The following is an 18,002-nucleotide window of genomic DNA, read 5'->3' as shown; positions in this document are numbered from 1 at the left end:
CCCATGACCACGAATGATCGCCGCGGCGTTTCCGTCCGCGGGCTGACCCGCCGCTTCGGCGACAACACCGTGCTCGACGCGCTGGACCTCCAGCTCGAGCCCGGCTCCTTCACTGCGCTGCTGGGCCGCAGCGGATCGGGCAAGACCACGCTGCTGCGCACGCTGGCGGGCCTCGACCCGGTGCCGGCGGATGCCGATATCGCGCTGCCCGCCACCGTGTCGGCGGTGTTCCAGGAGCCGCGCCTGCTGCCCTGGAAAAAGGTCTGGGAGAACGTGACGCTGGGCCTGGGTGGCGCCGACACGCGCGGCCGGGCCGAGCGCGCGCTGGGCGAGGTCGGGCTGGCGCACCGCCTGACCGCCTGGCCGGCCACGCTGTCGGGCGGCGAGGCGCAGCGTTCCGCGCTCGCCCGTGCCCTGGTGCGGGAGCCGCAGCTGCTGCTGCTGGACGAACCCTTCGCCGCGCTGGACGCGCTGACGCGCATTCGCATGCACGCGCTGGTGCTGGACCTGTGGCGCGCCCACGGGCCGACCACGCTGATCGTCACCCACGACGTGGACGAGGCGATCCTGCTGGCCGACCGCGTGCTGGTGCTCGACCGTGGCCGCATCGCCGCCGATATCCCCGTGGCGCTGGATCGTCCGCGCGCCCATGCTGACCACGGCTTCGCCGCGCTGCGCGGGCGGCTGCTGCGGGAACTGGGCGTCGAGGAACACGTCCGGAGCGCCGCGTGATGCGTGCCCCTGATCGTCGCGCCCTGTTGCTGGGTGCGCTCGCCACGCCCTTCCTGTTGCGCGGCGTTGCCCGGGCCGCCACGGCGCCCGCCGATGCCGCCCCGTCGCCCGCTGGCGGCACTGCCTCCCGAGTGCCTGCCGGCACTCCTGCCTCCCAGGTGCCTGCCGGCACCACGCTGCGCGCCGCGCAGTACAAGGCCGGCGACGCCCTGCTGCTGCGCCTCGCCGGGCAGGACCACCCGCCCTACCGCGTGGACTGGTCCGAGTTCAGCGGCGGCAACCTGATGGTGGAGGCGATGAACGCCGGCGCCATCGACCTCGCCTACGGCAGCGAGATCCCGCCCGCCTTCGCCGCCGCCTCGGGCGCGCGGATCAAGGTGATCGCGGTGATCCGTGGCGACGTGAACGAGCAGGTGGTGCTGGTGCCGGAGGGCTCCGAGGTGAAGGACATCGCCGGACTGCGGGGCAAGCGCGTCGGCTACGTGCGCGGCACCACCACGCACTACTACCTGAACCGGATGCTGCGCGACGCGGGCCTGACGTTCCGCGACATCCAGGCGGTGAACCTTTCGCCCAGCGACGGGCAGGCGGCCTTCCGCAGCGGTGCGCTCGATGCCTGGGCGATCTACGGCTATTCCGTGCCGCTGGCGCGGCAGGCCGGGGCGCGGCAGCTGCGCAACGCCGCCGGCATCCTGTCGGGCAACTACCTCGTCTTCGCGCATCCGGATGCGCTGGCGGACCCGGCGCGGGCCGCCGCCATTGCTGACCATCTCGGGCGCATCTCCCGCGCCTTCCTGTGGATCGACGACCACCACGCGGACTACGCGGCGGCGCAGTCTCGCGCGCTGAACGTGCCAGAGAACCTGATCCGCGACCTGCTCGACCACGTCAGCCAGCCGCGGCGCCTTGCCGTGCCGGACGACGCGGCGGTTGCCTCGCACCAAGCGGTGGCCGACGAGTTCGCCACGCTGGGCCTCTTGCCCGCCGGCGTTCAGGTGGCGCCGCTGTGGGACCGCGATTTCGCGCGCCGGCTGGAACTCGCGGCATGATGGACGGCATCCTCCTGCGCTCCGACCCGCTGGGCGACCTCGTGCGCGACTTCGCGGCGCGCGCGGCCCGTCACGACCGTGACGGCAGCTTCCCGCACGAGAACTTCGCCGCCCTGCACGAGGCCGGCCTGCTGGGCCTCACCGCCCGCCGGGCCGACGGGGGCGAGGAAGCAGGGCTGCAGCGCGTCACCCGGCTGGTGGGCCGCGTCGCGCGCGGCTGCCCGGCCACCGCGCTGGTGCTGGCCATGCAGCTGATCCAGTTGCGCGGCCTCACCACCAACGGAAACGCGCCTGAAGCGCTGGTGCGCCTGATCGGCCGTGGCGCGGTGGAGCGTGGCGAACTGATCAATGCCCTGCGCGTGGAGCCCGAGCTCGGCACGCCGGCCCGCGGCGGGCTGCCTGCCACCACGGCGCGCCTGACGCCGGAGGGCTGGCGCATCAGCGGGCGGAAGATTTATTCCACCGGCAGCCCGGCGCTGCGCTGGATGCTGGTGTGGCTGCGCACCGACGAAGCCGCGCCGCGCACCGGCATGATCGCCGTGCGCGCCGACACGCCGGGCATCCGCATCGAGGAAACCTGGGACGCCGCCGGCCTGCGCGCTTCGGGCAGCCACGACGTGGTGTTCGAGGACGTGCTGGTGCCGCTGGATCACGCGGTGGAACTGCGTCTGCCGGCCGACTGGCCGCCGCCCGATGCGCGGCAGGCCGGCTGGAACACCCTGCCGATCGCGGCGCTTTATACCGGCGTCGCCTGGTCTGCGCGCGACTGGCTGGTGCAGTTCCTGCGCGAGCGCGTGCCCACCAGCCTCGGCGCGCCGCTCGCCACCCTGCCGCGCATGCAGGAGGCGGTGGGCCGCATCGACGCGCTGCTTCTCGCCAATGACCGCCTCATCGCCTCGGGCGCTGCCGAGGAGGCGCTGCCCGCCACCGAGGCCGGGCTGATCAAGACGCTCGCCGCCGAGAACAGCATCGCCGCCGTTAACGAGGCCGTGGCGCTGTGCGGCAACCACGGCATCGCCCGCGCCAATCCGCTGGAGCGCCACCTGCGCGACGTTCTTTGCGCCCGTATCCACACGCCGCAGCCCGACAGTGCCTATGCCGCCGCCGGCCGCCGCGCCCTCGCCACCCGCTGAGGAGAGTTCCACCATGACCAATCCCGCAGCCCTGAACCCCGGCGACGTCGAGTTCATCGGCATGATCCAGCCGCGTCAGCAGAGCGAGATCCATCCCGCCAGCGGTCCGGCCATCGACCCCGGCTACCTCGTGGCCTCGGCGCAGGCGCATGACGAGGGTGGCTTCGACCGTATCCTGATTGGCTGGTACAGCAACGGTCCCGACGGCTTCCAGATCGCGGCGCATGCCGGGGCGCACACCAAGAAGGTCGGCTTCCTGGTGGCGCACCGCCCGGGCTTCCGCGCGCCGAGCCTGGCCGCCCGCGACTACGCCACGCTGGACCAGCTGACCGGCGGCCGCGCCGCGATCCACGTGATCTCCGGCGGCGACGACACCGATCAGGCGCGCGACGGTGACTGGCTGGGCAAGGACGACCGCTACGCCCGGACGGACGAGTACGTCGACATCCTCAAGCGCATCTGGGCCGCCGATGGGCCGGTGGACCACGAGGGCACCTATTACCGGATCAAGGGTGCCTCGCCCGAGGTCCACACGGTGCAGCGGCCGCGCATCCCGATCTATTTTGGCGGTGCGTCCGAAGCGGCGCTGCGCGTCGCCGGCAAGCATGCCGACGTTTACGCCCTGTGGGGTGAAACGCAGGCCCAGGTGCGCGAGATCGTGGGCCGCGTTCGCGAGGAAGCGGCGAAGCACGGCCGCGAGAACGAGGTCCGCTTCTCCCTGAGCTTCCGCCCCATCCTGGCCCCCACCGAGGATGAGGCCTGGGCAAAGGCCGAGCGCATCCTGGGCCGCGTGCGCGAGGTGCGCGGGCAGGCGGCGCTGGGCCGTGGCGGGGCGCCGGCCAATGCGGGCTCGCAGCGGCTGCTGGCCGCGGCGGCGCAGGGCGACCGGCCGGAAGGGCGCCTCTACACCGCCATCGCCCGCGAAACCGGGGCACGCGGCAACACCACCGCCCTGGTGGGCACGCCGGAGCAGGTGGCGGAGGCCTTCCTTGAATACCACGCGCTGGGCGTGACCACCTTCCTGATCCGCGGCTTCAACCCGCTGGAGGATGCGGTGGAATACGGGCGCGAACTGCTGCCGATCACCCGGCGACTGGTGCGCGAGCGTCTCGCGGCCTCCGCGGCGGGCGGCTTCCAGGTGGCGGCGGAATGACCGTGCAGCGTCGTCAGATCCTCCTCGGTGCGCTGGCCGGCTCCGCGGTCCTCGCGGCGCCCCGACTGCTGCGCGCCCAGGGCACGGCGCTGCGCGTCGGCGACCAGCGCGGCAATGCCCGTGCGGTGATGGAGGCCGCGGGCGTCCTCAAGGACTTTCCCGTGCCCATCACCTGGAGCGAGTTTCCCGCCGCCGCCCCGCTGGTGGAGGCGCTGAACGCCAACGCCATCGAGACCGGCCTCGTGGGCGACGCGCCCTTCACTTTCGGCGTGGCGGCGGGCGCGCCGATCAAGGCCATCGCCGCCACCCGGCAGGGGCAGGACGGCCTCGCCATCCTGGTGACCAAGGACAGCCCGGCGAAGTCGCTGGCGGACCTCAAGGGTAAGCGCGTGGCCACCGGGCGCGGCTCCATCGGGCACCAGCTGGTGCTGGCGGCGCTGGAGGACGCGAAGCTGCCGGCCGACTTCGTGCAGCTCGTCTTCCTGCTGCCCGCCGATGCCAAGGCCGCCTATTCCAGCGGCGCGGTGGATGCCTGGTCCACCTGGGAACCCTACGTGTCGCAGGAGGAAGTGCTCGCGGGCTCCCGCGCACTGGTGAACGGCAACCGCATCACCCCGGGGCTGAGCTTCCAGGCCGCCCGCAGCGACGCCATCGCGGCACGCCGGCCGGAATTGACGGAGTTCGTCCGCCGCCTCGCCGCGGCGCGCCGCTGGGCCAACGAGAACGTCGCCGGCTACAGCAAGAGTTGGTCGGAGCTGATGAGCATCCCGGAGCCCGTGGCGGAGCGCTGGTTCACCCGCGCCCGCACCCGGGTGGTGGCGATCGACGACAGCGTGGTGGCGGATGAGCAGCGCAACATCGAGCTGTACCGCCGCGCGCGACTGGTGCGCAGCGAGATCTCGGCGGCCGAGGTGCTGGACCGCAGCTTCGCAGACGCCATCACGGCCGGCAACGCCGCGGGCTGACGCCGGCCTGACATCCTGAGGGCTCCCCTGGAGGCACAGCTTCGTGGGGCCTCTTGCTGCGGTGCAGCAAGAGGCCCAACTATCTGCGCACAGGGATGACGCTGCCAAGAACGGCGCCCCCTCCCACCTACGGAGAGGATGCCAGCATGCGCGTACCGCGTCGGCCCATCTCAGACCTGCTGCGTCAGCGTAAGTCCTGGAACATGCCCGGCACCCCGATGGCCGGCTTCGGCAACCCGCTGGGTAATCCCCTGGGCAACCCATTGGGCAACCCTTTGGCCGGCGCCGCAGGCTTCGCACCGTTTTCGCAGGCCGGCACGACGGGCTTCTCGCCTTTCCAGCAGGCCGACACCGCCCGCCCCGCCACCGCGGATGAGGGCGGCGCGCTGCGGGAGGTCACCGGCTTTGCCCCCGATCCCGGCGCGCTGCGGATGTTCCTTCACGTTCCGGCCGAGCTGCCGCCCGGTGCCCCGCTGGTGGTGGCGCTGCACGGCTGCACCCAGGACGCGGCGGGCTTCAACAGCGGCTGCGGCTGGTCCACGCTGGCGGACCGGCACGGCTTCGCCGTCCTGCTGCCCGAGCAGCGGAGCGCCAACAACCCCAAGACCTGCTTCAACTGGTTCGAGCCCGGCGACACCACGCGCGGGCAGGGCGAGGCCGCCTCGATCCGTGCCATGATCGCCTGGGCGGTGGAGCACCACCGGCTGGACGAGGGCCGCGTCTTCGTCACCGGCCTGTCGGCGGGCGGCGGCATGACGGCGGTGATGCTGGCCACCTATCCGGAGGTTTTCGCCGGCGGCGCCATCATCGGCGGCCTTCCCTACGCCGCGGCGCAGGGCGTGGGCCAGGCCTTCGAGGCGATGTACACCGGCCGTCCGCGCCCGGCCGAGGAATGGGCGCAGCTGGTCCGCACCGCCTCGCCCCATCGCGGTCCCTGGCCGCGCCTCGCGGTCTGGCAGGGCGAGGCCGACCACACCGTCCGCCCGGTGAATGCCGAGGAAATCGTGAAGCAGTGGCTGCCGCTGCACGGGCTTTCGCCGGACACGGCGGAACGCCGCGTGGAAGGCCAGGATCACCAGCAGCGCTGGCGCGATGCCTCAGGGCGCGTGGTGGTGGAAAGCCACCTGATCACCGGGATGGGCCACGGCGTGCCGCTGGCCCCGGGCACGGGCGAGAACCAGAGCGGCGTCGCCGGTCCCTTCCTGCTCGATGTCGGGATCGACGCGCCGGGGCAGATCCTGCGCTTCTGGGGACTGGTGGGGGCAGGGGAGGCCGCCCAGCCTGAGCGGGCGCACCGGCTGCCGCCGGTGATCGCCGTGGGTCGCGACGGCGGGGCACACCTCGACTGAGGCGCCCCGTCGGCGAGATCAGGCAGCCGCGCTGACGGTGCGACCCAACTCCTCGCCCAGGAAGCGCGCGATGGCGCCGGGGCCGGAGCGGTCGGTGCCCAGGATGCCGGCCTTTTCCTCGGCCTCGGCATTGTAGTTGGTGTTGGTGTTGAGGTCGTAGGTCAGCAACCGGCCATCAGTGCCGCGGATGAACTCGACGCCCGCGACCTCGGTGCCGTTGGCGGCCAGGAAGGCTTCGAGGCGGCTGCGCAGCCCGGCATCGATGCCTTCCTCCAGCACGCGGAAGCGCGGGGCGGCCGGGGCCAGCGAGGCATTCGCCGCCGGCGTTTCGCCCACCGGGCAGAAGGCGTCGTCCACGGCGCAGACATCGGCGGGGCACAACTCGAAGCCGGCCGAGGTGTCGACCTCCACCGCGTACAGGAACCGGCCACCCACGAACTCAGCGCGGGTGATCACCGGGCGCTCGGCTCGGATGTGTTCCTGCAGCAGCCACAGCCCGTCGGCGGGGTGCTCGTCCTCCGGCAGAGCGCGCAGATGCGCTTCCAGCGCCTCGGCGCCCGAGAAGAGCCGCACGCCCAGGCCCTTGCCGCCGCGATTGGGCTTCAGGATCACCGGGCCGCCCGCGAAATGCTCGCGCGCCGCGCTCACCACGCGGTCCGTGTCGCCCAGCGCCAGTACCGTGCGCGGCACCGCGACGCCGGCGGCCTCGAGGGCGGCGTACTGCCGGGCCTTGCTGATCTCGAGGTCGAGGGCACGCGGGCCGTTGACCACCCGGCGCCCGTGCTGCGTCAGCCAGGCCAGCACCGCCGCGGTCAACTCCGCCGCGTAGCGGTGGCCGCGCGTGTGCGAGGAGGCGCTCATGCGGTTGTAGAACACGCCCTCCGGCGGCGGGGCGGCGAGGTCGAACACGCCGCCCGACAGATCCCACTCGGTCCAGGGCAGGCCGCGGCGGTCGAAGGCTTCCGCCAACGGGGGAAGCCACGCTGGATTCTCGTGGATCACGTGGATGCGGGACATGATGCTTCCTCGGCAGCGAAACGGGTTGCCCGGGAGGATGGCACCGAGCGGGGGATCTTTCAGCCAGGGGCGGCGAGAATTTTGTGAAATGTGATGAAAGACGAAGATCGATCGTGGATCGTCGCCGCAGCCGTGCTCGCCCATTCGTGCAAGTTCGTACGCTGGCGTTCCGCTAAAGGCTCAGCAAAGTCCTTCCATCTCGAATTTCGGAGTCGTCACCATGTTGAAGCGCCTGCTGGCCGCTTGCTTCCTCTTCTGGGCATCCGGCGCTTCCGCGGCGGAGTTGGGCGGGGTCCGGATGGCGGACACCATCCAGATCGGTGGGCAGAACCTGGTGCTGAACGGGATGGGGATGCGCACCTACTCGGTGCTGCACGTCCATATCTACGTCGCGGGTCTCTACCTCGAGCGCCCCAACACCAACGCCAACGCCATCCTGAACTCCAACGAGACCAAGCTGGTGCAGTTCGTCTTCTCGCGCGACATCAAGGCGGAGGACGCGCGCAAGTCCTGGCAGGACGGGCTGAACGCGAATTGCACCTCGCCCTGCAAGCTTCCCCCCGACGAGGTGGCGCAGTTCCTGGCCTCGGTGCCGGCGGTCCGCCAGGGCGACACGGGCGTGCTGCTGTTCACCCGTCAGGGGCTGGACGTGACCATGAACAATCGTCCGCTGGGCCATATCAGCGACCAGAACTTCGCGCGGGTGATCCTGGCGACCTTTATCGGGCCGCAGACCCAGGTGCCGGAGCTGCGCGCCGGGCTGCTGAAGGCCGGCGGCTGAACTGAGAGGGGCGGCGGGGCCGGACGAGATCCGGTCCCGGCGGTCTGCTCAGCGCCATACCGGCAGGCCGGGGAAGGGGCGCAGGAGGCAGTGCCGGCCGCCCCTTTCCGCCCTGCCTGCCGGCAGGAACCTCTCAGATCGCCAGGGTGATCGGATCGGGGCCATAGCGGTTGGCCCCCCGCTGGCCGTCGCGGCACCCGAGGCTGATAAAGAGCCAGATCCAGCCGATCACCGGGATCAGCACCAGGGCGTTCCACCAGCCGCTGCGCCCGCGATCGTGCCATCTCTTGGTCATGCCGGCGAAGCCGGGGATCAGCGACAGCCAGAACCAGCCGATCGTCAGGGGAGCGTTGGCGTGGAAGGCGACCTGGTACTCGTAGCCTGTGGCCTCGGCAGCCCTGGCCGTGGGAACGATCGTCGGGGCCTGCTGCAAGACCGAGCTGCCGAACAGCAAGGCATCAAGCGCGATGGTCAGGATGTAGGCGGCACCAATCGGCAGCACGTAGGTCAGCCAGTAGCGTCCCAGCGAAATGCGGCCATCGAACCTCAGCCAGCGTAGCAGGAACACGGACCCCTCCAGAGAACTCACCGGCGGGCTCGTAACACTGGCCGTGGTGCCTGTTGAGTATGCCGCCCCTGGATAAGCGGAACAGGGTACGTCCGGCTGGCGAGGTCGCTAGTCCCCGTCCAGCAACCCACGCGGCACCAGCTGGGACAGCCCGCCACGAAGGCGCGACAGCATCCCGGACCTTTCCCGGGCCATGGGCGCCGGCGCGGCCTCGATGCGGTCGATGCGCATCGCAACGTCCATCCCGGAGATCAGCGCCAGGATGTTCTCAGGGGTGGGGCAGGGCTTACCACGCTCCCATCCCCGGTAATCCTCGGTCGCGACCGACAGCGCTGAGGCCGCCTCGAGCGGCGTCAGGCCACGGCGGGTCCGCCATAGGACCAGCTCGATGTTGATAGGCCTGGGTGCCATGGACGGTCCTCAGAAGAGCCCATTTCGGCCGAGGGTCGTGAGCCCGGCGTAATCCAGAGGACATTTTAAGTTCTGTTTAAGACATTCGGCGAGATGAAAAACGAAAGGTGAGCCCAGCCGCGGCTTGAAGCCGACATCGATGACGCTCTGGTGGCCTAACGATCTGCAGGACTTCGTGCTTCGTCGGCGTGGGGTGCTGCCGCAGGTCGCCGATCTGAGAAACTTCCTGGCGAGTTTCAGTTCTGGCGGGGCGTGGTGCCGGGTGAGGGATTTGAACCCCCGACCTTCTGATTACAAAAATGCTCGGGCAGCCCGCCACGACCCGCCGCCACGCGCCAGGCGCCGACACAATCAAGCGATAACAGAGCAATATCCAGTGGGCCTTCCGCCATCGAGCGACAGGAACCGCCCCAACTACTCGCTCAAATGAGTCCGGGAAGAGTCCGGGAAACCGGCGTCTGCGCCCTGTGCAGGGTCGGACGTTCGAGGCATGTTCTGCTCTGCGGCCGGGAACACGAAAAGTGCGGTGTTCTAGGTGTTCTTGGTGTTCCACACATAGAAGTATTAGCACTTTCAGTGTTCTAGGCTCGGTAAGGCTGGAACACCTTACCTTTCGTGAGGTGTTCCAGGTGTTCCAAGGGATAGAGGCGTGGGCAGCTCCGAAGATCCACCGCGCAGGAAGGTCCGACTGGGTAAGCGGGAAATAGACGCCCTCGCATGTCCGCCTGGACGCCGCGACTTGATGCTGTTCGATGCGGAGCTGCCGGGCTTCGGGGTGCGCGTCACCGACACCGGCCGCAAGGTCTTCCTGTTCCAGTATCGCCTTGGATCAGGCGCAGTGCGTCGCCTCACTCTGGGCGACTACGGCGCGATGACGCCAGCACAGGCGCGGGCGGCAGCCGAGCAGGCCCGTGCGCAGGCCCGTGGCGGCGGCGACCCGGTGGCAGATCGGCGGGAGAAGAACCGCTCCACCCTGGCCGCTGAAGCGGCGGCGCGGAAGCAAAGCGAGGCCGATGCGCTGACCTTCGGAGCATTGGTGGAACGCTGGGCATCCATCGGCTTGCGGGACAGGCGGCCCAGCTACCGCACCGAGGCACGCCGCGCGCTCCTGGTGAACCTCGCCAAGCTGAAGGAGAAGCCGGCGCACTCCATTGACGCGGCAGGTGCGCAGCGCGCTCTCGACGGCATTTCCGAGGATCGAGGCCCTGTCATGGCGCGGCGCAGTCTTGCTTATGCCCGCGCCATGTTCGGCTGGGCAGCTCGGCGCGGCTTGGTGCCACTGAACCCGTTCTCTGGCCGCGTGACCGAGGGCAGGGACGTGCCCCGCGACCGTTGCCTGTCGGATGCCGAGCTGGGGGCGCTATGGCGAGCATCGGCCGCGCTGGGCTTCCCCTATGGCCCCTGGGTGCGTGTCCTGCTGCTGACGCTGCAACGCGAGGGCGAGGTTGCCGGTATGCGCTGGGCCGAGCTGGCCGCAGACATGTCCACCTGGACTGTGCCGGCCGAGCGCGCGAAGAACGGCAAGGCGCACCTGGTCCACCTGGCAGAGCCGGTACGCGCCGAGCTGCGGAGCATCCCACGGACGAAGGGGGCCGAGCTGGTGTTCAGCACCACGGGCAAGACGCCGATCTCCGGCTTCTCCAACGCTAAGGAACGGCTGTTGCGGGTAATGGTAAAGGAAGCGGCTGAGGCCGCTGACGCTACCGCCGACGATGAGGAAGCGCCACCGGAGCCGCCAGCATGGCGCTTCCATGACTTCCGCCGCACGGGTGTGACGGCGTTGGCGCAGGAAGGCGTGGCACCGCACGTTGCGGATCGGCTGCTGAACCACGTTCAAGGCACGATCCACGGTGTCGCGGCGATCTACCAGCGGCACGAGTTCTTGACCGAGCGGGAAGCGGCGCTGCGGACCTGGGCGCGCTACGTCCTGCGCGTCGCCACTGTGCCCGGCCGCCAAGCGCGGGCCAGCAACGTCCTCGTGCTGCCTGTGCGTACCCGGTAGGTCAGGGCGAGCGGATCGAGGCCCCTCCTGCCAGCCTGATCCGGCCCGGCTGTCTTAGTAGGGGTTGGCATGCTCTCAATCACCGGTCTATCCAAACCGGGATCCAGTTGAGCAGACGCGTAGTTCAGCAGACCGGTGAACACGCACGCCGGAATATCAACGCGGCGCTGTTCCGACCTGCGCGGCCAGAAGGCCGGTGATGTCGCTTGCTGGAAGGGGCCGGCCCAGAAGGTAGCCCTGCACGCAGTTGCAGCCCACCTCGCGCAGGACCTGCAATTCGGCATCCTCCTCCACACCTTCCGCCACGACACCGATCCCGATCGCGTGCCCGAGTTCGACAACAGCCCTGACGATTGCGATCGCCTTAGGACGGGCAGGCATTCCTGCCACGAAGGAGCGATCAATCTTGATGGTGTCGACCTGATAGCGGTCCAGGTAGCTCAACGACGAGTAGCCGGTGCCGAAATCGTCCAACGCCACCCGTACGCCGAGCGCCCGTATGCTGCTCAGCACCCCGCCCACCAGCTGGGCATGCTGCAGGAAGATGCTTTCCGTGACCTCGATCTGCAGCTTCCCAGGGTCGAGCTGCATGGCAGACAGAGCTTCCCGCACGTGGGCAACGTAGGCAGGATCACGCAGCTCCGCCCCCGAGGTGTTCACGTTGAGGTAGAGGTTCAGCCCTGGAAAGGCGTCGCACCAGGCGCGTAGCTGGGTGCAGGCTTCCCGCAGCACCCAGTGGCCGATCTCCCGGATCAGCCCGCTTTCCTCGGCGAGCGCGATAAAAGCTGCAGGCGATACCAGCCCCCGCTGCGGGTGCTGCCAGCGAACCAGCGCCTCGACCCCCGTCACGGTACCTGCGGCGGTGTCGTAGATCGGCTGATAGTGCAGACGGAATTCGCCTCGGCTGATGGCGTTGCGCAGGTCGGTGCCGAGTTCCAGCGCCTCGACGGCGTTGTCGCGCATGGCCGGAGAGAACACGGCGTAACCGCCGCTGCCCTGTCGCTTGGCGTGGTACATGGCGATGTCGGCATCGCGCAGCACCGCCTCGGCGACCGGGTGATTGTGGTCCACATGCACAATACCGATGCTACACGAGGTGAAAACCTCCCGCTGTTCGAGCCGGACGGGTCGTTGCAAGACTTTGATGATCCGCCCGGCGAGCGTCACCGCGGCGTCGGGGTGTCCGACACCTTCAACCAGCAAGGCGAACTCGTCGCCGCCAAAGCGGGCCACCGTGTCCTGCGGACCCAGGCAGGCACGCAGCCGCTTGCCGACCTCGACCAGCAGCAAGTCGCCCGCTTGGTGACCAAGGCTGTCGTTGACCAGCTTAAATCGGTCGAGATCCAGAAAAAGCACGGCGCAGCGGGGCAACGCCCTGTTGTCCTGGCGGCTCAGCACAAGCTCAAGGCGGTCCAGGAGGAAGCTACGGCTGCATAGGCCAGTCAGGTCGTCGTGCTCGGCGGCATGCCGCAGCCGTGCCTCGACCCCCTGCCGCTCCCTGATCTCGCCGGCCAAGTCGTGGGTCCTGTTCTGCAGCTGGACCAGGAGCGTTTGCTGTTGTTCCTGCAGTTCCTTGAGATCCTGAACGTCCGTGGTGGTGCCGAGCCACTCGACGATGCGACCCTGCCCGTCGCGCACCGGCATCGAACGCGTGCGGTGCCAGAGGTAGGCGCCATCGTCGGCGCGGCGCACCCGGAATTCGACATCAAGATTGCCGTGCGGCCGCGCCACGGACCAAGCCGCCATGGTGGCTTCGCGGTCTTCAGGGTGGACCACATTGAGCCAGCCGCGCCCGTGGGTCTCCTCCTGTGTCTGGCCGGTGAAGTTCAGCCACTGCGGGCTGGCCCACGTCCAATTACCCATGTCACAGGAACGCCAGAGAAGTTGGGGCACACCTTCAACCAGGGTGCGCAGCTGCTCCTCGGCCTGCGCCACCTCCAGCCGCAAGCGGTACAGGTCTTCCACGTCCACCGAGGCGCCCACCCACTCCACAGTGCCACCCGGTAGGGTAAGCGGAGGTCCTTGGAGAGGCACAGCGCGGGTCTGGTGCCATCGGTAGGTGTCGTCCGAAGCCCGGCGTATACGGTGCTCGACGACGTACTCGCCCGTCGTCGCTGCGCCGGCCCACGCGTCCACGGTTGCCCGGCGATCGTCGGGGTGCAGCGCAGCGAGCCAGCCGAAAGCGAGGCTCCTGGCTGCGGGAAGGCCGGTGAACACCGCCCACTGCGGACTGGGCCAAGTGCGCTCGCCGCTGCCGCGGCAGCCGAAGACGAGTTGCGGCAGGCTGGTAACCAAGCCGCTGAGGCCGTCGCCGGCTCCTTCATCGGTCAAGCACTGGTTCCTTCTCGACCGCCTGTGAGTGGGCTGACGCGCGTACAATCGATGATGGTACCTCGCCTCAGCGCTTGGGTCTGGTGGCGTAACGGCTCTGCTTGCAATTCGTGCCTGCCCAGGACGCAATCGATGCGCTGGTCGGTTGTCTAAATAGGGCAACCCCTTGTGAGGCGTCTCACGCCATCGCCGCCGCATACCTCAAAGTGTCTCGCAAGGATGGTTCTTGCCATTTGGGACGGTTGCCCGTTAGAACGTCTTAGAACCTGTGAGACAGTTTGCAGCCATGAACATCGGTTACGCCCGCACCTCGACCGTCGAACAGCTTGCCGGCCTGGAAGGCCAGGAGCGCGACCTGCGCGCCGCCGGCTGCCAGCGCATCCTGTCGGAGCGCGTGTCCTCGGTGGCGCAGCGCCCGCAGCTGGACGCAGCACTGGCCCAGTTGCGCGTGGGCGACACGTTGGTGGTGACGAAGCCAGACCGCCTGGCCCGCTCGGTGGCCGACTTGCTGGCGCTGCTGGCCCGCATCGAGGCGGCCGGCGCGGCGCTGCGCGTCCTGTCCATGGGCGGGCAGGAACTCGACACCAGCACTCCCACCGGGCGCCTCATGCTGACCATGCTCGGCGCGGTGGCGGAGTTCGAGCGTGGCCTCATGCTGGAGCGGCAGCGCGAGGGCATCGTCAAGGCGAAGTCGGAAGGAAAGTACCAGGGCCGCGCCCCCACTGCGCAGCGCCAGGCGGCCGAGGTCGCGCGCCTCAAGGCCGAGGGGGTGCGGCCAGTGGACATTGCCCGGCGCCTGGGGATCGGCCGCGCCAGTGTTTACCGCATCCTAGGGGTAGAACCACGGATGCCGGCCCTGACCGTCCCAGGGAAGTGCACCTCCGCAGATAGCGAAGAGCGATTTCCAGTACGGCAGTCAGGTCAGCGTCAAACCCCTACTGAGGCTTGAGATCACCAAACCAATATGATGCGGTAACCCCGCCATCCATGAGGAAGTCGCTCCCCGTGATGAACGCGCCCTCGGTGCTCATGAGCAGCGCGCCTACGGTCCCGACCTCATCTGGGGTGCCAGCCCTTCCAGCAGGCGAGAGTTCCATCATGCGCCGGTAGCCCGGCCCACGAGGTCCCTTCAGCTCGTCGTTTGCCAGCGGAGTTATGATGATGCCGGGGCTAATCGTGTTGACACGGGCACCACGCTTCCCCCAACGCACGGCCTCAGCCATGACCCGCAGCGAGTTCCCTCGCTTGGAGAGCTGATAGGCATGCAGTGAGTCCTTCACCTCGCTGGGCTGCAACATGGGCAGAGTTAGCAGTTCTTCCGTTGGGGTGGTGGCCAGCAGCGCATTCTGCTCCGTCGAAAGCGCTGGCAAACGATGGCCCGACTGCGACGCGATGACCACTCCAGCACCACCGCGAGCGATAACCTCACCGAAGAGCTCGAGCACCAGGGCAGTGCCATAGAGGTCGACTCTTAGGATCGTGTACGGTGATGCCTGGGAAGGCGACACACCGGCGGCGTGGATGACGCCTGTTACTTCACCCAGCCCTGTCGCTGCTTCCACCAGGGCGTGAACCGAACTGCGCGACGAGATATCCACCTCTGCGGTGGAAACCTCAAACCCGGCATCGGTCAGGGTCTTGGCCGCCGCCTCAGCATTCTCTGCCCGCAAGTCAGCCAGCAGGATATGCTTGCCGGCACCCACGCGGCGCACGATGGCTTGGCCGATCGAGCCGGCTCCAATCACAACGATGACGTTCTTCATACTGCTCATCGGTGCCGCGCTTAGCGCCCAACCCTGGCTTGGAGGTGCGCCGGGTAGCGGTCGCCCTGAACGGTGATCCCGGATAGAGCGTCCTGGATGGCCAGGAGATCGTCCGGGGTCAGCACGATGTCAGCGCCGCCGAGGTTCTCCTCCAACCGGTGCAGCTTGGTGGTGCCCGGAATGGGCGCGATCCAGGGCTTCTGCGCGAGCAGCCAGGCCAGCGCGATCTGAGCCGGCGTGGCTCCGCGTTCGGCGGCAATTTGCCCCAGCACATCCACTAAGCCCTGGTTCGCCCGGCGGTTCTCCTCCGAGAAGCGCGGCACGACGTTGCGGAAGTCCGTCTTGTCGAAGCTGGTGCCAGCATTGATCGCCCCGGTGAGGAACCCTTTGCCAAGCGGGCTGAACGGCACGAAACCGATGCCAAGCTCCTCCAAGAGCGGCAGGATCTCCTGCTCCGGCTGGCGCCACCACAGCGAATACTCGCTCTGCAGCGCTGCCACGGGCTGCACGGCGTGGGCACGACGGATCGACTCCACCCCAGCCTCAGACATGCCGAAGTGCTTCACCTTGCCCTGCTGGATCAGGTCACGCACGGTGCCGGCCACGTCTTCCATGGGAACGTTGGCATCCACGCGGTGCTGGTAAAACAGGTCGATGCGGTCGGTCTGCAGCCGCTTCAAGGCGGCGTCGGCGACTTCGCGGATTCGCTCCGGTCGGCTGTCCTGGCCCTTGCTGGCGTCGCCGTCCTGGAAGCCGAACTTGGTGGCGATCACCACCTGGTCACGGAACGGTGCCACAGCTTCGCCGAGCAGTTGCTCGTTGGCACCCTGCGCATAGGCTTCGGCCGTGTCGAAGAACGTGACCCCGCGCTCAAAGGCAGCACGGATGAGCTGGATGGCGGCTTGCCTCTCGGTTGCCGGGCCATAGCCGTAGCTCAGGCCCATGCAACCCAACCCGAGTGCGGAAACCTGGAGGCCGCTGGCCCCAAGCGTGCGTGTCTGCATGATCCCTACTCCGGTTGCTTGTCGAGCTCGGCGAAGGCGGCGCGCAGCACGGGCACGGCCGTGTTCGCTGCTGGCCAGCCCGCGTAGAAGGCGAGGTGAGTGATGAGTTCGGTCAGCTCCTCCCGCGTTACGCCATTGGCGAGGGCGCGGCGGGAGTGGCCCGGCAACTCATTGTGGCGGTAGCCGGCAACCAGGGCTGCCACGGTAATGAGGCTGCGGTCCCGCTTGGACAGGCCTGGACGCTCCCACACCTCACCGAACAGCACGCGGTCAGAAAGGTCAGCCAAGCCGGGTGCCACATCGCCGTAGGCCTTCTGTGCGGCGCTCTGCTCCACCGGCATCATTCGCCTCCTGCCGCGTATTGCTCGTCCGTCACCTGCTCCAGCCAGGTCACTGCCTGGCCGTCCTGCTTCTCGGCGATGGCGATGTGGCTCATGGCGCAGTGTGCCGTCGCCCCGTGCCAGTGCTTCTCGCCGGGTGCGAAGAATACGATGTCACCCGGGCGCACCGTCTCAGCCGCACCGCCCTCGCGCTGCACTCGGCCGAGACCGGACACGATCAGGATTGTCTGTCCAAGCGGATGGGTATGCCACGCGGTGCGGGCGCCAGGCTCAAAGGTGACGAGCGCCCCGGAAAGTCCGCCACTGCCGGCGAAGGGGGCATCCACCCGAACTGCACCCGTGAAGTAATCAGCAGGCCCTCGGGCTGAGGGCTGGGATCCTACGCGCTTGATGTCCATGAGCCGTCCTCCAGCGTGACGGCTGACATAGTCGAGGTGTTCGGATGCGATTAGTCATTGTAATCCGCACGAAGCTATATCTGGGGTTCATGAATGCGGCGTGAGGACCTTGCGGACCTGGGAGCGTTCATGGCCGTGGCGGAGGCTGGGAGCTTCACGCGCGCCGCGGCCAAGCTCGGCACGTCGCAATCAGCGCTCAGCCACACGATTAAGCGTTTGGAAGCTCGGCTGGGCGTCCGCCTGCTCACGCGCACCACGCGCAGCGTGGTTCCCACCGAAGCAGGGGAGGCCCTCCTAGGGACGCTGACTCCCGCCTTCGACAGCATTGAGGGGCAGCTCGCCGCGCTCGGCGCTATGCGCGAGCGGCCAGCCGGCTCGGTCCGCATCACCGCCTCCGAGCATGCCGCGACCACCGTGCTGTGGCCGGCGCTCCACCGACTGCTGCCAGCCTATCCGGACATCAAGGTCGAGTTGAGCATCGACTCCAGCCTCGTCGACATCGTGTCCGGCCGCTTCGATGCGGGGGTGCGGATCGGGGAGGCTGTGGCGAGGGACATGGTGGCGACCCGGATCGGACCTGACCTGCGGATGGTTGTGGTTGGCTCACCCACCTACTTCGCCAACCATCCCATTCCCCTCGTCCCACAGGACCTCGCAGGGCACCGCTGCATCAACCTGCGCCTTCCCACGGCTGGCGGCTTCTACGCTTGGGAGCTGGAAAAGGACGGCCGGGAGGTCCGGGTCCGGGTCGAAGGTCAGTTGGCGTTTAACAACTCGGCCATGGTGGCGCGTGCTGCCGAGGACGGCTTCGGCTTGGCCTTCGTGATGGAAGATCATGTGGCAGCGCAGCTTGCTGACGGCCGGCTCATCCGTGTGCTCGAGGATTGGTGTCCACCCTTCACGGGCTACCACCTTTACTACCCGAGCCGGCGGCAGCCCACGCCCGCTTTCGCCATTCTCGTCGAGGCTCTTCGATACCGAGGATGACATGAGTGCCTAGCTTGG

The 18,002-nt window shown here is 68.6% G+C and carries 17 protein-coding genes and 1 pseudogene; 10 read left to right on the top strand and 8 right to left on the bottom strand.

Going from position 1 to position 18,002, the window contains the following annotated elements:
* Positions 1-3: 3 nt before the first annotated feature.
* The 6 genes from ACFFGY_RS14830 to ACFFGY_RS14805 all read left to right on the top strand — a co-directional run bounded on the left by ACFFGY_RS14830 (position 4) and on the right by ACFFGY_RS14805 (position 6,381).
* Positions 4-732, top strand: coding sequence for an ABC transporter ATP-binding protein (locus ACFFGY_RS14830; protein WP_377045279.1), 729 nt, complete (start codon positions 4-6; stop codon positions 730-732).
* Positions 732-1,781 (top strand): ABC transporter substrate-binding protein, encoded by a 1,050-nt coding sequence (locus ACFFGY_RS14825; RefSeq protein WP_377045278.1) that lies wholly within the window; start codon positions 732-734, stop codon positions 1,779-1,781. The genes ACFFGY_RS14830 and ACFFGY_RS14825 overlap by 1 nt, the downstream gene beginning before the upstream one ends.
* Complete coding sequence (locus tag ACFFGY_RS14820) at positions 1,778-2,914, top strand: acyl-CoA dehydrogenase family protein (RefSeq protein WP_377045277.1); 1,137 nt, start codon at positions 1,778-1,780, stop codon at positions 2,912-2,914. Before ACFFGY_RS14825 ends, ACFFGY_RS14820 begins: the two co-directional genes overlap by 4 nt.
* A 13-nt stretch (positions 2,915-2,927) precedes the next feature.
* Positions 2,928-4,067, top strand: coding sequence for an LLM class flavin-dependent oxidoreductase (locus ACFFGY_RS14815; RefSeq protein ID WP_377045276.1), 1,140 nt, complete (start codon positions 2,928-2,930; stop codon positions 4,065-4,067).
* Positions 4,064-5,032, top strand: coding sequence for an ABC transporter substrate-binding protein (locus ACFFGY_RS14810; RefSeq protein WP_377045275.1), 969 nt, complete (start codon positions 4,064-4,066; stop codon positions 5,030-5,032). The genes ACFFGY_RS14815 and ACFFGY_RS14810 overlap by 4 nt, the downstream gene beginning before the upstream one ends.
* A gap of 146 nt (positions 5,033-5,178) precedes the next feature.
* Positions 5,179-6,381, top strand: a complete 1,203-nt coding sequence (locus ACFFGY_RS14805) for an extracellular catalytic domain type 1 short-chain-length polyhydroxyalkanoate depolymerase (RefSeq protein ID WP_377045274.1) — start codon at positions 5,179-5,181, stop codon at positions 6,379-6,381.
* 18 nt (positions 6,382-6,399) lie between these two features.
* Here ACFFGY_RS14805 and ACFFGY_RS14800 read toward each other — a convergent pair whose 3' ends face one another.
* Entirely contained in the window at positions 6,400-7,398 is a 999-nt protein-coding gene (locus ACFFGY_RS14800; RefSeq protein WP_377045273.1) for an ATP-grasp domain-containing protein, read from the bottom strand.
* A 220-nt stretch (positions 7,399-7,618) separates the two neighbouring features.
* Here ACFFGY_RS14800 and ACFFGY_RS14795 point away from each other — a divergent pair, with 220 nt between their 5' ends.
* On the top strand, positions 7,619-8,179 hold the full coding sequence (locus ACFFGY_RS14795; RefSeq protein ID WP_377045272.1) for a chalcone isomerase family protein: 561 nt from the start codon (positions 7,619-7,621) through the stop codon (positions 8,177-8,179).
* Between the two features lie 133 nt (positions 8,180-8,312).
* Here the strand turns inward: ACFFGY_RS14795 and ACFFGY_RS14790 are convergent, their stop codons facing one another.
* Positions 8,313-8,747: a DUF805 domain-containing protein gene (locus tag ACFFGY_RS14790; protein WP_377045271.1), complete on the bottom strand. Its 435-nt coding sequence runs from the start codon at positions 8,745-8,747 to the stop codon at positions 8,313-8,315.
* A gap of 108 nt (positions 8,748-8,855) precedes the next feature.
* Positions 8,856-9,158 carry a helix-turn-helix domain-containing protein gene (locus ACFFGY_RS14785; RefSeq protein WP_377045270.1) on the bottom strand — a complete coding sequence of 101 codons (303 nt, stop codon included), beginning with the start codon at positions 9,156-9,158 and terminating at the stop codon, positions 8,856-8,858.
* 649 nt (positions 9,159-9,807) lie between these two features.
* On the opposite strand from ACFFGY_RS14785, the gene ACFFGY_RS14780 reads away from it, so the two are divergent.
* Positions 9,808-11,160 carry a tyrosine-type recombinase/integrase gene (locus ACFFGY_RS14780; protein WP_377045269.1) on the top strand — a complete coding sequence of 451 codons (1,353 nt, stop codon included), beginning with the start codon at positions 9,808-9,810 and terminating at the stop codon, positions 11,158-11,160.
* 156 nt (positions 11,161-11,316) lie between these two features.
* Here the strand turns inward: ACFFGY_RS14780 and ACFFGY_RS14775 are convergent, their stop codons facing one another.
* Entirely contained in the window at positions 11,317-13,491 is a 2,175-nt protein-coding gene (locus tag ACFFGY_RS14775) for a putative bifunctional diguanylate cyclase/phosphodiesterase (protein WP_377045268.1), read from the bottom strand.
* A gap of 286 nt (positions 13,492-13,777) precedes the next feature.
* On the opposite strand from ACFFGY_RS14775, the pseudogene ACFFGY_RS14770 reads away from it, so the two are divergent.
* Positions 13,778-14,326, top strand: a pseudogene (locus ACFFGY_RS14770) (recombinase family protein); the annotation flags it as partial.
* Positions 14,327-14,426: 100 nt separating this feature from the next.
* Here the strand turns inward: ACFFGY_RS14770 and ACFFGY_RS14765 are convergent.
* From ACFFGY_RS14765 to ACFFGY_RS14750, 4 genes are read right to left on the bottom strand one after another with little or no spacing between them, the layout of a single operon-like run.
* Positions 14,427-15,263: an SDR family oxidoreductase gene (locus ACFFGY_RS14765; RefSeq protein ID WP_377045266.1), complete on the bottom strand. Its 837-nt coding sequence runs from the start codon at positions 15,261-15,263 to the stop codon at positions 14,427-14,429.
* An 11-nt stretch (positions 15,264-15,274) separates the two neighbouring features.
* Positions 15,275-16,258, bottom strand: coding sequence for an aldo/keto reductase (locus ACFFGY_RS14760; protein ID WP_377045265.1), 984 nt, complete (start codon positions 16,256-16,258; stop codon positions 15,275-15,277).
* Between the two features lie 5 nt (positions 16,259-16,263).
* On the bottom strand, positions 16,264-16,602 hold the full coding sequence (locus ACFFGY_RS14755; protein WP_377045264.1) for a carboxymuconolactone decarboxylase family protein: 339 nt from the start codon (positions 16,600-16,602) through the stop codon (positions 16,264-16,266).
* Positions 16,599-16,997, bottom strand: coding sequence for a (R)-mandelonitrile lyase (locus ACFFGY_RS14750; protein ID WP_377045263.1), 399 nt, complete (start codon positions 16,995-16,997; stop codon positions 16,599-16,601). Before ACFFGY_RS14750 ends, ACFFGY_RS14755 begins: the two co-directional genes overlap by 4 nt.
* Before the next feature lie 93 nt (positions 16,998-17,090).
* Here ACFFGY_RS14750 and ACFFGY_RS14745 point away from each other — a divergent pair, with 93 nt between their 5' ends.
* Positions 17,091-17,984: a LysR family transcriptional regulator gene (locus ACFFGY_RS14745; RefSeq protein ID WP_377045262.1), complete on the top strand. Its 894-nt coding sequence runs from the start codon at positions 17,091-17,093 to the stop codon at positions 17,982-17,984.
* Positions 17,985-18,002 lie beyond the last annotated feature (18 nt).

Origin of the sequence: Roseomonas elaeocarpi, from assembly GCF_042433915.1 — a bacterium.
Lineage (GTDB): Bacteria > Pseudomonadota > Alphaproteobacteria > Acetobacterales > Acetobacteraceae > Roseomonas > Roseomonas elaeocarpi.
This window is presented reverse-complemented; position numbering and strand designations above follow the sequence as displayed.

Bases quoted from the DNA above. Each gene is read 5' to 3' on its own strand.
- ACFFGY_RS14830 (WP_377045279.1), top strand. From the start codon at position 4: ATGACCACGAATGATCGCCGCGGCGTTTCCGTCCGCGGGCTGACCCGC.
- ACFFGY_RS14825 (WP_377045278.1), top strand. From the start codon at position 732: ATGCGTGCCCCTGATCGTCGCGCCCTGTTGCTGGGTGCGCTCGCCACG.
- ACFFGY_RS14820 (WP_377045277.1), top strand. From the start codon at position 1,778: ATGATGGACGGCATCCTCCTGCGCTCCGACCCGCTGGGCGACCTCGTG.
- ACFFGY_RS14815 (WP_377045276.1), top strand. From the start codon at position 2,928: ATGACCAATCCCGCAGCCCTGAACCCCGGCGACGTCGAGTTCATCGGC.
- ACFFGY_RS14810 (WP_377045275.1), top strand. From the start codon at position 4,064: ATGACCGTGCAGCGTCGTCAGATCCTCCTCGGTGCGCTGGCCGGCTCC.
- ACFFGY_RS14805 (WP_377045274.1), top strand. From the start codon at position 5,179: ATGCGCGTACCGCGTCGGCCCATCTCAGACCTGCTGCGTCAGCGTAAG.
- ACFFGY_RS14800 (WP_377045273.1), bottom strand. From the start codon at position 7,398: ATGTCCCGCATCCACGTGATCCACGAGAATCCAGCGTGGCTTCCCCCG.
- ACFFGY_RS14795 (WP_377045272.1), top strand. From the start codon at position 7,619: ATGTTGAAGCGCCTGCTGGCCGCTTGCTTCCTCTTCTGGGCATCCGGC.
- ACFFGY_RS14785 (WP_377045270.1), bottom strand. From the start codon at position 9,158: ATGGCACCCAGGCCTATCAACATCGAGCTGGTCCTATGGCGGACCCGC.
- ACFFGY_RS14765 (WP_377045266.1), bottom strand. From the start codon at position 15,263: ATGAGCAGTATGAAGAACGTCATCGTTGTGATTGGAGCCGGCTCGATC.
- ACFFGY_RS14760 (WP_377045265.1), bottom strand. From the start codon at position 16,258: ATGCAGACACGCACGCTTGGGGCCAGCGGCCTCCAGGTTTCCGCACTC.
- ACFFGY_RS14755 (WP_377045264.1), bottom strand. From the start codon at position 16,602: ATGATGCCGGTGGAGCAGAGCGCCGCACAGAAGGCCTACGGCGATGTG.
- ACFFGY_RS14750 (WP_377045263.1), bottom strand. From the start codon at position 16,997: ATGGACATCAAGCGCGTAGGATCCCAGCCCTCAGCCCGAGGGCCTGCT.
- ACFFGY_RS14745 (WP_377045262.1), top strand. From the start codon at position 17,091: ATGCGGCGTGAGGACCTTGCGGACCTGGGAGCGTTCATGGCCGTGGCG.